This window comes from Vulcanisaeta moutnovskia 768-28 (assembly GCF_000190315.1).
GTDB classification, from domain to species: Archaea; Thermoproteota; Thermoprotei; order Thermoproteales; family Thermocladiaceae; genus Vulcanisaeta; species Vulcanisaeta moutnovskia.
Window position 1 is genome coordinate 1711711 of sequence record NC_015151.1, and the last position, 13687, is coordinate 1725397.

16 protein-coding genes and 1 pseudogene are annotated in these 13687 nt (G+C 43.0%); 12 read left to right on the forward strand and 5 right to left on the reverse strand.

Translation table 11 applies throughout. The features are described from left to right. The 3 genes from VMUT_RS08945 to VMUT_RS12895 all read left to right on the forward strand — a co-directional run bounded on the left by VMUT_RS08945 (window position 1) and on the right by VMUT_RS12895 (window position 2080). Entirely contained in the window at window positions 1–546 is a 546-nt protein-coding gene (locus VMUT_RS08945; protein WP_013605093.1) for a Mut7-C RNAse domain-containing protein, read from the forward strand. 46 nt (window positions 547–592) lie between these two features. Continuing rightward, entirely contained in the window at window positions 593–1288 is a 696-nt protein-coding gene (locus VMUT_RS08950) for an AMMECR1 domain-containing protein (RefSeq protein ID WP_013605094.1), read from the forward strand. A 75-nt stretch (window positions 1289–1363) separates the two neighbouring features. After that, the gene (locus VMUT_RS12895; RefSeq protein ID WP_162467047.1) at window positions 1364–2080 is read left to right on the forward strand and encodes a hypothetical protein; all 717 of its coding nucleotides are present in this window, start codon (window positions 1364–1366) and stop codon (window positions 2078–2080) included. A gap of 10 nt (window positions 2081–2090) precedes the next feature. Here VMUT_RS12895 and VMUT_RS08960 read toward each other — a convergent pair whose 3' ends face one another. Then, a complete protein-coding gene (locus VMUT_RS08960) occupies window positions 2091–2375 on the reverse strand; it encodes a 50S ribosomal protein L35ae (RefSeq protein WP_013605096.1) in 285 nt (94 codons plus the stop codon). A gap of 107 nt (window positions 2376–2482) precedes the next feature. Here VMUT_RS08960 and VMUT_RS08965 point away from each other — a divergent pair, with 107 nt between their 5' ends. Together VMUT_RS08965 and VMUT_RS08970 are read left to right on the forward strand one after the other, a co-directional pair. Next, a complete protein-coding gene (locus tag VMUT_RS08965) occupies window positions 2483–5005 on the forward strand; it encodes a V-type ATPase 116kDa subunit family protein (protein ID WP_013605097.1) in 2523 nt (840 codons plus the stop codon). A gap of 35 nt (window positions 5006–5040) precedes the next feature. Then, entirely contained in the window at window positions 5041–5514 is a 474-nt protein-coding gene (locus tag VMUT_RS08970) for a CBS domain-containing protein (RefSeq protein ID WP_013605098.1), read from the forward strand. 3 nt (window positions 5515–5517) lie between these two features. On the opposite strand, the gene VMUT_RS08975 is transcribed toward VMUT_RS08970, so the two are convergent. Further along, a complete protein-coding gene (locus VMUT_RS08975; protein WP_013605099.1) occupies window positions 5518–6444 on the reverse strand; it encodes a LysO family transporter in 927 nt (308 codons plus the stop codon). 83 nt (window positions 6445–6527) lie between these two features. Here VMUT_RS08975 and radA point away from each other — a divergent pair, with 83 nt between their 5' ends. Continuing rightward, complete coding sequence (gene radA / locus VMUT_RS08980; RefSeq protein ID WP_013605100.1) at window positions 6528–7484, forward strand: DNA repair and recombination protein RadA; 957 nt, start codon at window positions 6528–6530, stop codon at window positions 7482–7484. A 51-nt stretch (window positions 7485–7535) separates the two neighbouring features. After that, entirely contained in the window at window positions 7536–8714 is a 1179-nt protein-coding gene (locus tag VMUT_RS08985) for an OBG GTPase family GTP-binding protein (protein ID WP_013605101.1), read from the forward strand. On the opposite strand, the pseudogene VMUT_RS13415 reads toward VMUT_RS08985, so the two are convergent. Further along, window positions 8666–9124, reverse strand: a pseudogene (locus tag VMUT_RS13415) (RNA-guided endonuclease InsQ/TnpB family protein). The gene VMUT_RS08985 and the pseudogene VMUT_RS13415 sit on opposite strands and share 49 nt — an antisense overlap. Window positions 9125–9132: 8 nt before the next feature. Beyond that, the gene (locus tag VMUT_RS12320) at window positions 9133–9660 is read right to left on the reverse strand and encodes an RNA-guided endonuclease InsQ/TnpB family protein (RefSeq protein WP_013605102.1); all 528 of its coding nucleotides are present in this window, start codon (window positions 9658–9660) and stop codon (window positions 9133–9135) included. An 84-nt stretch (window positions 9661–9744) separates the two neighbouring features. On the opposite strand from VMUT_RS12320, the gene VMUT_RS08995 reads away from it, so the two are divergent. From VMUT_RS08995 to VMUT_RS09015, 5 genes are all read left to right on the forward strand, one after another. After that, window positions 9745–10218 carry a hypothetical protein gene (locus VMUT_RS08995; protein ID WP_048056989.1) on the forward strand — a complete coding sequence of 158 codons (474 nt, stop codon included), beginning with the start codon at window positions 9745–9747 and terminating at the stop codon, window positions 10216–10218. Window positions 10219–10241: 23 nt separating this feature from the next. Further along, entirely contained in the window at window positions 10242–11225 is a 984-nt protein-coding gene (locus VMUT_RS09000) for a replication factor C small subunit (RefSeq protein WP_013605104.1), read from the forward strand. A 67-nt stretch (window positions 11226–11292) separates the two neighbouring features. Then, on the forward strand, window positions 11293–12303 hold the full coding sequence (locus VMUT_RS09005; protein ID WP_013605105.1) for a transcription initiation factor IIB: 1011 nt from the start codon (window positions 11293–11295) through the stop codon (window positions 12301–12303). A 50-nt stretch (window positions 12304–12353) separates the two neighbouring features. Continuing rightward, window positions 12354–12749 (forward strand): HIT family protein, encoded by a 396-nt coding sequence (locus VMUT_RS09010; protein ID WP_237699635.1) that lies wholly within the window; start codon window positions 12354–12356, stop codon window positions 12747–12749. Continuing rightward, window positions 12739–13113, forward strand: a complete 375-nt coding sequence (locus VMUT_RS09015) for a hypothetical protein (RefSeq protein WP_013605107.1) — start codon at window positions 12739–12741, stop codon at window positions 13111–13113. Before VMUT_RS09010 ends, VMUT_RS09015 begins: the two co-directional genes overlap by 11 nt. Before the next feature lie 11 nt (window positions 13114–13124). Here VMUT_RS09015 and VMUT_RS09020 read toward each other — a convergent pair whose 3' ends face one another. Continuing rightward, window positions 13125–13685, reverse strand: coding sequence for a hypothetical protein (locus VMUT_RS09020; protein ID WP_013605108.1), 561 nt, complete (start codon window positions 13683–13685; stop codon window positions 13125–13127). Window positions 13686–13687 lie beyond the last annotated feature (2 nt).

Below are 13687 nucleotides of genomic sequence, written 5' to 3' on the forward strand. Positions count from 1 at the left end.
TTGGAGATTGCCCGAGTTAATACCTGTGTTTCCCTGCCCATAAGTGATGATGAGGTTTTTGTCGATTCAATGCTTGGTTGGCTTGTTAGGTGGTTGAGGATGTTGGGTGTTAGGGTGATCTATAGTCCGAACTTTAGTGATAATGAGTTACTTAATGTAAATCATTTATTAGTTACTAAGGATAGGGAATTATTTAGGAAGAGGTCACGATTAAGCCTTCTACTGAGTACGCCTAGGCATGTTGAGTGGTTGTCCGTCTTATCATTGGTTCTTGGTTTTCCATTAATGCTAAACATGGAGAAAAGCCTATGCCCCATCTGTGGTTCAAGGCTTGTTAGGGTCAGTAGGGATTCGGTTATTGGTAAGGTACCAAGTAGCGTATTACTTAGGAATAATGAATTCTGGCTTTGTACTGGTTGCGGTAAGGTTTATTGGGTCGGTAGTCACCATGCACGTATAAATAAGGAATTAGAGGTTGCACGTGGCGTCTTAGGTACACTCAGTACCTCCTGTGTTGGCAATAATTTACTAATAATTCGTGAATAATCAGGGAGGGCACTGCATATAAATCATTACTTATAGCGTTATATGCATGCAATTATTCAGGCCACTTAATGAGCAGGAGTACACAAGCCTCATTAAGTACCTGAGGTCTAGGATTCTTGAGAGACTCGGTGTTAAGGCTGAGTATGATATTGATCCAACGCACCTGGTTAAGATTGCGGAGCTTAAGTTCGGGGTCTTCGTATCAATAGAGAAACTTATGTACTCAGATGGCATGATCAAGAGGGTTCTCAGGGGGAGCATGGGAACAATAAGGCCTATAAAGAATCTTCTCGAGGATTCCATGACAGCTGCAACGCACGCTGCATTTTATGACCCGAGATTCTCACCAATATCCATTGCTGAATTTAAGAATTGCGTGCTCGAGATCACAATCGTATCTCCCCTAACGGATGTCAGTATTGATTGGGTTAGGAGGGATATGGTGCTTGGTTATCATGGGTTGTACATCGTTGAATCAGGGAAAGCATCAATACTACTTCCACAGAAGGTTGTGGAGATGGCGGAGAATTATTATCAAAGGGTGAGTAAGCCACTTGATAATGAGGGCTTCATTAAGGAGCTTTGCGAATCCCTAAAGATATGCAATCCCATGAGTATTAAGGCATTTGAGACTCAAATAATATATGAATTGCGTCCTGATGGTAATGCAATCGAGCGTAAGCTTTACCTTAATAGGTTATTAAAGAATAGTGTAAAAATATCAGTAGTAACGAGTGGTTAACCTGATTAATGTTATTTTAGACACTAAAGATTTATTAATATCGGCTTATATCAAGAATTGAGGTATATGCCGGTCATGATTAAGTTTTATATGGTTGTCGGTAGGGATGAGAACTACGAAAACGTTATTAGAAACGTTGTTTCGGAGATTAGGGAGAAGTTTAAGGGGAGTGAGAGAAATGTTAATGCCACATTCATTAGGATAAAGCCTGAGGCTGTCGATGCAGCCCTCAATGCATTAAGTATGCCCGAAAGCCAGGTACCGCAGAACCTAATATACCTAGTCAAGTCAATGAAGCAGGATGGCGTGGCATCACTACCCGCATTAATAATCAATGGTAAGAAGATATACGAAGGCCAACTACCACCACCAGATACCGTTAAGCAGACAGTGATGGATGAGGTAATGACCGCCCTATCACCACCACAGGCACCGCCACAACCAGCACAGGTGGCGCCTCCACCCCCGCCACAACCACCAAGCACACCACCTCCACCCCCAATTCAGCTTCCACCGCCACCGCCTCCGCCTCCACAGGTAGAGACTAAGCCACAGACAACGGAGGCGATAGAAGTACAGCCATTAAGGCAGGTGGAGACAACAGTTAGCGAGAGGCCTCAATTACCATCATTACCCACGCCCCAAACTCCATTACCAAGTGGTGTTAAGATAGTTGTGGGTAGGCCTAACGATTGCAGGGAATGCGTTTACTATGGAGCGAATACTGGCGTGTGCCTGTTATTTGGATATAGGATAGTTGATCCGACGAAGCCGCCCTGCAAGTCAGCGTGATTTATTACCATTACCTATTAAGTATCAAATCCACAGTATCACCTAGGGCTTGTCCAGGCAATCCTTGCCTAAACCTAACAAGTAATTGACCGTGCTTACCCCACACCCTAAGCACATTGCCTATTGCCTCAATACCCGTCCTTGATTTCCAAATAACCTTAGCATTTATGAACTTGGCCGCATCTATCGCGGTCTCGATGCCAGGTACTATGATTATTGCATCCCTTGAGTAGCCAATGGAACCCCTCCTTATTGAGTATATCCTGGCCTTAATGGTCCTTATCTGCGTCGACACGTTAGATACCACAACTCAGAATTTTTAAATGCTACTTTCGTGGGTAATCGTCACCAGGTCTCTGGAGGAATAATGCTTAAATTCTACAATTAACCTTTGTCTTTCGAATGCCAATAGCGAGACTTATTGAGTATAAGATTGCATTACCATCAGAGTACGCCTTCGATCTACTGATGAATATTGGTGATGCTGGTTACTTCATGCCAATAACTAGGCCCGGGGTAATACCAGCGCCTAAGGTACCAGGTAAATACTCAGAGAGAATTAGGAGGGTTGAGGATATTTCCAGGGAGTTAAACAGGATATTAAGTCAGTACTCAATACCACCGCCTGTAACCCCTCACGAAGTGAAGATCGGTCTATTTAATGAACTTCTTGAGTACATAATTGAGGATGGTGAGGACCTACTCACCAGGGTAAGGCAGTACCTAGATTCTATTGAGGGCATTAGAAATGAGTACATGAGATTGAGGGGCATTGTAGATGTTTTATCATTAGTTGGTGATATCGTCATTGAGAAATTAAGGCATTTCTCGGTCGATATTGTGCCAATAAGTGAGGAGGATTTCAATGAATTCAGGAACGCGGTCATTAACCACGGCGCAGAGACGTTGCCAATAAAGGTTCAAGAAAGGTTTTACGCATTGGTGATATACCCAGAGTGGGCTAGGCAGGGCTTATTAAACACGTATAAACTATTCAATGCAACTCCACTTGAGGTACCCAGTACCATTGATTTGAATTCCATGAAGAGTAAGTTGGCGGAGTTAGAGGGTAGGTTGGGAAAGCTTGAGCAGGAATTTCGGGACTTCCTGACCAAGGTTAGTGATAGGGCCTATGCAATTATTGATCTTTCAGACACAATAACGAACATAGTTAGGCAATACATGGACTCGGCAATTCCTGAGGGTAAGGATATCGGTGATAGATTGTTACAAATTATGAATTCTGTAAACGATACCAGGAATAGGATTAGGGAGTTGGAGGTTGTTCATGAAGCCTTAGGTTATATGAAGAAGACAGGTATTTCCTTTGAAGGCCTTAGTAGGTTAAGGATTAGGGTATTCGTGATTAGAGGTGGTGTAAATAAGGATGCTATTAAGGGATTAATGTACATTAAGCGTGATGTTGAGGGTACAGACCTATCAATACTCACATTAGTAGAGTCTCCTGAGGGTTTAGACGTAAGGTCACTTGGAAAGGAGGTTTATGAAATAAGTAGGGATTACTTAACCAATATTAAGTCGGCGTATGAATTAACAGGTAGGGAATTAACAGACCTAAGGTCTAGGCTTAAGGACCTAGAGAAGGAGTATGAGGAGTTCGTGAAGGAGTTTAATGAGGTCTCCACATACGGTGTTGAGGGTATTAATAAGGTCAGTGGTGATGTCATAACGATAGCTGGCTACGTTAAGGAAAGCCTCTCAAGTAAGTTTGATATCTTGCTAACATCACTATTAAGTAAATTAGCCATTGATGCTAAGGTTAGGAAGGAAAGCAAGGTTGCCTATGTTAAGGAAATAGAACCAGAGAAGGCTCCGACGCTCGAGGAGTATCCAAAACCCGTTGATGCGTTTAAGAAAATAACGTATATGTACGGTGTACCGAAGTACATCGAGATAAGCCCAATAATACTTACATTCATACTATTTCCAGCATTCTACGGCTGGATGTACCCAGACCTGGGTCACGGCATAGTACTATCCCTATTCGGTTATTCCCTGTATAGGTCTCGTTATAAGGGATCCAATGCCTTTCTACGGTCGATATTTGGCGGTAAGTACTCAATGTGGGGCTTGGTGTTCTTGATGGCTGGTATATGGTCCATAATATTCACGTTTGTGGAGAGTGGCACAATATTTGGTATAGAGGTATTACCGGCACTCTTCAGGCTAGTTCACGTTAGTGGCACAGCGCTGGAGGTACTTTCCAACTCAATATATGCAATGCTGGCTGTATCGATAATGGTTGGTATAGTATCATTATTACTAGCCTTCATTCTTAAGGCCATTAATGCACATAGGGGTGGTGAGAGAGATCTAGCCATAGGCTTTTATGTACCATTATTCTTCTTCTTCACATTCCTAGTGCTCGCCTTAATGGGTCCTGGATTCGTACCTGTCATAAGGATTGGTGAGAAGACACCATTATTAAAGCCCCTGTATCCATTGTTTAATGCAATAGAGGGTTTAATGTGGTATTGGGCGTATGCCGCATTTGCCGTGCTTGCAATACTAATGTTCTCGCTATTTTACTTCAGGGCTAAGTACAGGGGTGTTCCAGGGTTTAGTGCCGCCCAGTTAGCCGTTGAGGTTAGCGCCGAGGCAGCAATACCAAGTTTAACCAATACGATATCCTTTATGAGATTGAGCATAGTGGCGATTATGCATGCGGTATTTACGGCAATGACCTATGCCTGGGCTGTATCGCTGGGTTTGTTCACGCCGGCTGGCTTAGCCGTGCTGATAATATTCAACTTGATAATAATACTTGGTGAGGGGTTCGTAGCCTTCGTACAAAGCCTGAGGCTTCACTTCTATGAGATGTATACGAAATTCTTCAGTGGCGCTGGTGTGTTATTCACACCATTCATGCTTGGGTTAAGGTGGGTTAAGCTCTTCATAGTCTAAAAAGTATATATAGGTCCTAAGGCACTTACTTATGCATGGCAATACCGCGTGTTAGGGACGTGATGAAGGAGGTTCCCGTAACCGTGAGGGATGACGAGCCATTAATTAGTGTAATTAGGATAATGAATGAGAGGAATATTGGTTCAATAATAATAACTGATGAGGAGGGCAGGGTCATTGGGGTATTTACCGAGAGGGACCTATTAAGGCTTGTTGCAAGTAATATTGATATTAGTACGTTGACTGTTGGTGATGTTATGACTAAGGATGTAATAGTTATTGAGCAGGATGCCAGTCTAATAAAGGCCGTGCATATAATGGCTAAACATGGTATTAGGCATTTGCCAATAGTCGATGAAGATGGAAAGATAGTTGGCATAATATCAATTAGAGATACGGCAATAATATTAGCGAGACTACTTGTTGATATGGGTATGGGGAGACTTGGAGCTACGGAGGAGGAGGTTAGTATGATTAAGGACATAATAAATATTGATGAGGGTAGGTAATCCCTAAAGTGTGATAACGTACGGCAGTAATTCCGGGAGTATCATTGTTATTACGAAACCGCTCACAAACGCTATAAAACCGCCCGTCTCACCCATGTAAAGCCTATAAATTGGTAATGTGTCGTCCATTGACGTAGCGCCGCCAATCGATACAAGGGTTACATTCCTAAAACCAGCAACAACTATTGAAGGCACCAGTAGGTATGTTAGTTGCTCCCTGAGGAAGTTGGTTAGGAATGCCAGTGTGCCAATTGCTGGCCCAAACCTAACGCTAAGGAGTGGTCCAACCAATGAGTACCAGCCCATACCCATCGATATCCCCAGGGACGCCGTTAACGGTATTTTAATTAAATAATGCAGTATTAAGCCACTTATGGAGCTTCCCAGTAATGATGTTATGGCAATTATTATGCCTAGGTAACCCTGCATAAGGAGTGATGTGTTTATTGAGGAACCAATGTCAAGGCCTATTACCAGGATCAATATAAGTAGCTCAAGTGTAATTAAGTAATTAATATAGTAATTAATTGATTTATACCTCACGTAATAACCAAGTAACCATCCAATGATTAGAATTGTTAATAATATTAATGGTAACCTCATACCTGTTTTGCCATCGTTATTCACACGTATTTCTAGGGCATGCCTTGAATTGAAAATAAGACCAATAGGTATGGTAAAGACCAGGCTTGTTACTATGGAGAATAATGCATAAATTATTGAGTAAATTATTATGTAAAAAACGTAGTTACTGGCTACGATGTTGCCCGCCCAAAAGGCCATGGTGAATATTAAGGCCATAACAACATACTGCAGGTAATTACTAATTCGGAGATTCTTTATTCTATTCCTAAGGATATAACCAATAAACATGGTTATTGGAAATACCACCAGGAATAAATCACCAATTAGACTAACGATGCTTGTCACAAATCTCAGTTAAAATACCTTGATTTTTAATTCTTAACAAATACCTATTTATTATTGGCAATGAATTATGTTATTGAGGAGGCATGGTTCAGGATAACGTGGATTTAGAGGATTTGGAGGGTATTGGACCCAAGACAGCGCAATTGCTGAAGTCCAAGGGAATACTTAGTGTGAGGCATCTGGCTCTCTTTAACCCTGAGGAGCTAATTGAATTGACAGACATGACCCCTGATAGGGTTGAGAAAATACTGAGGTCTGCGAGGGATATTGTCTTCGGTAGTAATAGGGTTTCAAGGGCTACTGATATTGCCAAGAGCTTTGAGGGTATTACCAGGTTGAGAACTAATGTTAGGGCCATTGACGAATTACTGCAGGGTGGTTTAGAGCCTAAGGCTATCTATGAGTTCGCTGGTGAGTTCGGCACAGGTAAGACTCAGCTTTGTCATCAATTATCAGTGACTGTTCAGCTAAGTCAGGATAAGGGTGGTGTTGGTGGTGCGGCCGTTTATTTAGATACTGAGGAGGCATTCTCACCAGGTAGGATTATTAATATTGCCCAGAGGTTTGACCTGGACCCCAATGAGACCTTAGATAACATATACGTTATCAAGGTTATTAATGCCGCGGATCTGGAGGATAGGATTAAGTTCGATGTTGTTAAGCTCGTGGAACAGGCTAATGCTAGGCTTATAGTTGTTGATTCAATAATAGCCCTTTACAGGGCTGAGTTTAAGGGTAGGGAGAGACTTGCCGAGAGGCAGCAGAGGCTTAATTACATCCTTGATTGGCTGATGAGGATTGCTAAGTTGTATAATGTTTACGTTGTTCTCACGAATCAAGTACTCGACGTACCCATGGGCTACATAGAGATTAAGAGACCGGCTGGCGGTAATGTGCTTGCCCACGCTGTTACTCATAGGCTTTTTCTTAGGAAGTCAAAGGAGGATGTCAAGGTGATGGAGGTCCTGGACTCACCGAGACTACCCTTCAAGGCCAGCGCCATGTTTAGGATCACGGATAAGGGCATTGAGGATGTTTAGTGACGTTTAAATAATTTATTTAACTCATAGTTTCCTAGGTAATTACTAGTAATGCCTGCTAACTTACCACCTGAGGCTGGGAAGAAGTGGGAGAAGGTCATGGAGGCCAAGACACCTGAGGAGAAGCTGAAGGCACTTGAGGATTTCCTTAGCGCTGTGCCTAAACATAAGGGTACGGAGAACCTGATCCACTGGGCCAGGAGGAGGATGGCTCAGTTAAGAAGGGAGATAGAGGAGAGGAAGGTCAAGGAGAGATCATTGAGATCAGGTAGTGGGGTTAATATCTATGTTGAGAAGGAGGGTGATGCCCAGGTTGTGATTGTTGGTCCACCATCATCAGGCAAGTCAAGCCTATTGAGATGTTTAACGAACGTTAAGGTTGAACCCGATGATATACCATTCTCATCCCTTGAGCCAATACCTGGCATGTTTATTCATGACAATGTATACTTCCAATTGGTGAAGTTACCATCAATGAATATTGAGGATGTAGATTCTGATGTGAATTCCATGGCGCTGTCAATGATTAGGAATGCGGATAGTGCAATAGTGGTTCTTGACGCAAGTGGCGATGTTGAGGTTCAGTACAATGCCTTGAAGAGCATCCTAAGGGAGAACGGCATATACATAATTAGGCCCAGGGGATTTGTTACAATAGAGAGAAAGCCAACAGGCGGTGTTCAGGTTATTGGTAGGTTGATTAATGGTACTGCAGAGGACGTTAAGAAGTTACTGGTTAATTATGGCATAAATAATGCGTTGGTTACAATAAATGGTGAGGCCACGCTAGATGATGTTGAGGAATCAATATTTAAGGAAATAGTGTATAAGCCCTCGCTCGTATTGATAAATAAGATAGACCTGGCAGATAATGATTATGTAAAGAGCATTACCGCGAAGTTAAGTGGTGAGGTGACGGTACTAACGGCGTCACTTAAGAATTGTGCCATTGATTCTAGGGCTCTTGGTGAGTCGTTATTGAAGATCATGGACTTAATAAGGATTTATACGAAGGAACCTGATGCAGATACATACTCACCAAAACCCTTTGTTCTTAAGAGGGGTTCTACTGTTGGTGATTTGGCCAGGAGGATTCATAGCAGGTTTTATGAGGGGTTTAGGTATGCCAGGGTTTGGAGAATTGATAGGTTCCCACTAGGTGTTAAGAGAGTTGGTATTAATTATGTTCTTACTGATGGTGATATTGTGGAGATACACTCATCATTGTGAGCTACCCCGCCCTGAAGGGTGAGGCTTCCTGCTTCATTGCCCCGCCTTGCCCCTGGATATACTCCAGGGGTATTGGGTGGGACTCCGCAGGCTGTCGGGCTGGCTCCCAGCCCTCCATGCTTGAGTATGTTTAGACTAGCATTCAAGTCCCTATCCATAATTAACCCACATCTTGGGCACTTGAACACCCTATCACTGAGTTTGAATTCCTTAACCACATAGCCTCATCTCGAGCATGTCCTTGAGGTGTCCCTTGGATCTACAAGCCTAAACTCCTTACCGTACTTAACCACTTGCCATTGGATGATACTCCTAAGCTCGTGAAAGCCAACATCATGAAGTCTCCTCCTCAACACCCTATTCGACTTACCAATCAATTGCCTGGCCTTAATATCTTCCATGACTACCATGTCGTAATTCAACGCCAAGTACTTACTAACCTTAAAGTACAAGTCCCTCCTGAAGTTGGCGAGGCGTTCATAAGCCCTAGCCAACCTAACCCTAGTCTCCTCCCATTCCTAGAGCCCTTGACCTTACGGCTTAATGCCCTGTGCAACCTCCTAATCCTATAAAGCACCCCCTCCAATGGCCTTGGGTTGGGTATGAACCAGCCATCACTGGCTGTGATAAGCCTCTCAACACCAACATCAAGCCCAACAACCCTACCAGTCCTCGGCATTTTTGGATACTCATAATCCTCAACCGTGAATATTACGTAGAGCATACCACCCCTGTAAAGCTTTATTGTTACCCTAGCCACCTTATTCAGTGGGAAGTCCCTATGGACAATAACCTTGAATATCCCTAGGTTACTTAACCTCAACAGCATTAGCCCCTTCCTCCCATGCCTAATCGACCTAGTGGCAAGCACTTTCCAACCACCCTGTGGATACGCCAGTGAGTAGTACCTGCCAGGTCTCTTCTCTTTAGGGTACCTCCCGCTCAAGCCCTTTAGGAACCTCTCCTTAGCCTCATAGAACCTATAAAATAAAATAAAGCCCTTATTAATTGGACCTAGGTGGTTATAGTAATGAGTTCATCATGTAATGAATGTGTTAAACTGCTTAAGGAGGTTCTTGAGCGTCTTGCATCGATTGAGGGAGAACTAGACCTAATTAGGGAGGAGATAAGGGAGTTGCGTGGTCAGGGGGTTAGGGAGTCTCGGTCATCATCGGAAACAAAGCAGGTAGGTGGAGGTTTACTTAGGGCAATAGATGATAATTTATTCCTTGAGACTAGGGACGTGATATCCAAGAGACTTCTTAAGAGGTTGATAGATAATGGAAGGGTCATCCTGCTTAGGGATGAGACAGCCAATAGGGAGATAGTCACGACAAAGGAGATCATTAGAAGATTACTAAGTAAATTACCAATATCGATTAATGAAATTGATAAACTCAGTGATAGGGAATATGAATTACTAACAATACTAAATAGGTTGGGATATGTCTTACTTAAGGATAATAAATACGTTGTCTCAGACGCTGCAAAGGAATTTATTTAAGGAAAGAAATAAGGATCAATATAATGTCCTCTGAAGAGACTCTATGGGTTGAGAAGTATCGTCCTTCGAGGATTGATGACATTATTGACCAGGACCACGTTAAAGCTAGAGTAAAGGAGATGCTTGCCAATGGTAATATACCTCACCTGCTGTTCTTTGGTCCTCCTGGTACTGGTAAGACTACGATGGCTCTTGCCATAGCCCGTGAGCTGTATGGTGATGCTTGGCGTGAGAATGTCCTTGAACTAAACGCAAGCGACGAGAGGGGTATTGCAATGATTAGGGAGAAGGTTAAGGAATTCGCAAAAACAATACCTACTGTGAAAGCTCCCTTTAGGTTGATAATACTTGATGAGGCTGATAACATGACGCCAGACGCTCAGCAAGCCCTTAGGAGGATAATGGAGATGTATACATCATCTGTTAGGTTCATTTTATTGGCAAATTATTCATCTGGAATTATTGAACCAATTCAATCAAGGTGCTCCTTATTCAGGTTTTCTCCTTTGCCTAAGGATGCTGTTCTTGGTAGGCTTAGGGATATTGCTTCGAGGGAGGGTGTTAAGGTTACTGATGAGGCCCTCGAGGCCATCTGGGACATAAGCCAGGGAGACATGAGAAAAGCAATAAACACACTACAGGCAGCGGCTTCGTTAGGTGGCGTAGTTGATGAGGAAGCGGTTTATAAGGCGTTGGGTAAGGTCAGTCCAACAAGGGTTAGGGCAATAATAACGGAGGCTGTTATCGGTGATTTCAGTAAAGCCGTTAAGGAAGCGATGTCGTTGATAAGGGATGAGGGTGCCGACCCGCTTGATATAATTAAGATAGCCCATAGGGAAGTTGCCTCTGCGACCTCGCAGTTAAAGGTTCCTGAGGAACTAAAGCCCAAGGCTATCTACATAGTTGGTGAGCATCATTATAGGTTACTTAGGGGGTCCAGCGGTGAGTTGCAGGTATATGGTTTGTTAGCCAGAATTAGGAGGTTACTTCGTGAAGGCTATAAATAACTTTTTATGGAGAGAAAGGTTTATAAATAATTAAACAATACGCGAAAAGCTTTAATAGGGGATATTTATGTCTAACCCCGAACAGGAAAGGAAGGATCAGCAGGGTGGATCTAATTTATTAAGTAAGTTGAAAGTATCAGGTAAAATTATAGAATTCAAATCCGAGGGTGAGGAAAAGCTTGTGTGTCCATACTGTGGATCAACAACGTTCATCTTCGATTACGAAAATGGTCAAGTAATTTGTGCTAAATGTGGTTCAGTGGTTCTTGAACACGTTATTGACCTAAGGCCTGAGTGGAGGGCATTCACGGCTGAGGAGAAGGAAACAAGGGCAAGGGCTGGTGGTCCACTTAATAGATTAACCAGCGAGGCTTTAACTACGACGATTGATTGGGCAACCAAGGATGCAAGTGGTAAGGAGCTTGATATTAAGAGGAAGCTTGAGATTTTGAAGTATAGGAAGTGGCAGCAGAGGGTTAGGGTTCAGACGAGCTATGAGCGTAACATAATACAGGCAATGAATGAGTTGAGCAGGATATCCTCTCAGCTAGGTATTCCTAAGGCATGCGTTGATGAGGCTATGGGTGTCTATGAACAAGTATTAACGAAGGGCTTGGTCAGGGGTAGGAGCGTTGAGGCTATTGTCGCTGCATGCCTGCACATGGCCTGTAGGAAGATTGGAATGCCCAGGAGTCTTGATGAGATTAGTCAATACACTAGGGCGAGTAGGAAGGAGGTTGCTAGATGCTTTAGGCTTATTGCTAGGGAGTTGGGTGTTAGGTTGCCACTTAGTGACCCCAAGCTCTATGTGCCTAGGATTGTCGAGCAGTTGAAACTTAGTGGCGAGATACTTAAGGAGGCGCTTAATATTCTCGAGCAGGCTAAGAGGAAGGGCTTAACGGCAGGTAAGGACCCAGCTGGGCTCGCTGCCGCTGCGGTCTACATAGCATCCTTGCTAAGGGGTGAGGTCAGGACACAGAAGGAGGTCGCCATGGCCGCCCAGGTCACGGAGGTTACGGTTAGGAATAGGTATAAGGAGTTGGCAAGGGAATTGAATATCAAAATACCAATAAAGTAAGGCTAAAAGCCTTAAAAATTATTAATCCTCCTATTCCTCCTGGGATTTTAGTGAATTGCGAAATATGTGATTTAATGGGTAATGAGGAATTGATAATAATGAAAAATGAAAGAATAATAGTTCTTCATAACCCACATCCATTTAATAACGGCCATTTAATAATTGCACCCATTAGGCATCAATCAATTAATGAAATTAGTGAGTCACTACTTATTGAGCTTATGGAGATAACAAAGAGATTCATTAATATTCTAGGGAGGGTTTATAATCCACATGGCTTTAATGTGGGGATATCGTTAACGCCGCATGTACATGTTCAGGTGGTTCCTCGGTGGAATGGTGATGTGAGTTTCATGACATTATTCTTCAATGTTAAGGTTGTTCCAGAAACCGTTAGGGAGTCCGTGAGTAAAATAAGGAATGCGGTGAGGGAGTATGGCCTTTGAGATTGTTGACTTAATAATATCAATAATAATATTGATTATCGGATTCTCCATATTTACGGCGTTAGTTAATGATTATAGGATTATTGCCACAATCTCAAGAATACTTCGGAAAGAGATAAAGGTTTCCGCATTTCGTGAATTAATGCTACCAATATACCCATCATTGGTTCACATTAGGATAATTGATGTTAAGCCATTAACGGATAACATCGATGTTGAGGTTCATGGTAACATGATTAGGATTATTAATAAGGAGGGCATTATTAATAATTCTGAAGTAAAAATTCTTGTGGAGGCCGTTGTAGTTGGTCGATTGGGGGATTATCCCGTTAAAGGCATCATAAAAATTATTTTATTTCCTTAATTTTTAGGATTTTATTTGGGCCCAGCGGGCCCTGGGCGAGGGTCTTGGCAGTTTAGTCTCGCCATTGCCCTTATTATCGCCCTTGCCCTCTTTTCCTTACCCTTGCTGACTGTCTCTTCGTGCATTCTCTTCAGGACTTCGCAGACTTTGGCGGTGAGTTCTTTATCCTTCTCGATTTCGTACATGCCCACATAGATTTCGAAATCGCCACCATCAGGCCTCAGCCCAGCATCGTAGCCTGCCTTCCTTAACAACTCTAAAATCCTCACGGCATCCCCATAGTCCCTAAGCCAAGCCCTAAGCTCAACCGTGCCGTTGTTATTCACGTGAACATTCATCCTTACCCCTGCAACCTCAACCATTGAACCATCCCTCGGTTTAACCCTCATATTCATTAGTTCGTTCAATCGCCTTAACTTCTCTGCATCTGGTAATTGAGCCAAGTCCTCAATCAACGCCTTAATCACTAGGTCGCCAAGCATTCTCTTAGCCAACTCAACGGCCTTAGAGGGCCTAACCACGTACCTAATTGCATACCCTCCATCAACCCTCCTAAACCCAAGGCCCTCCAATC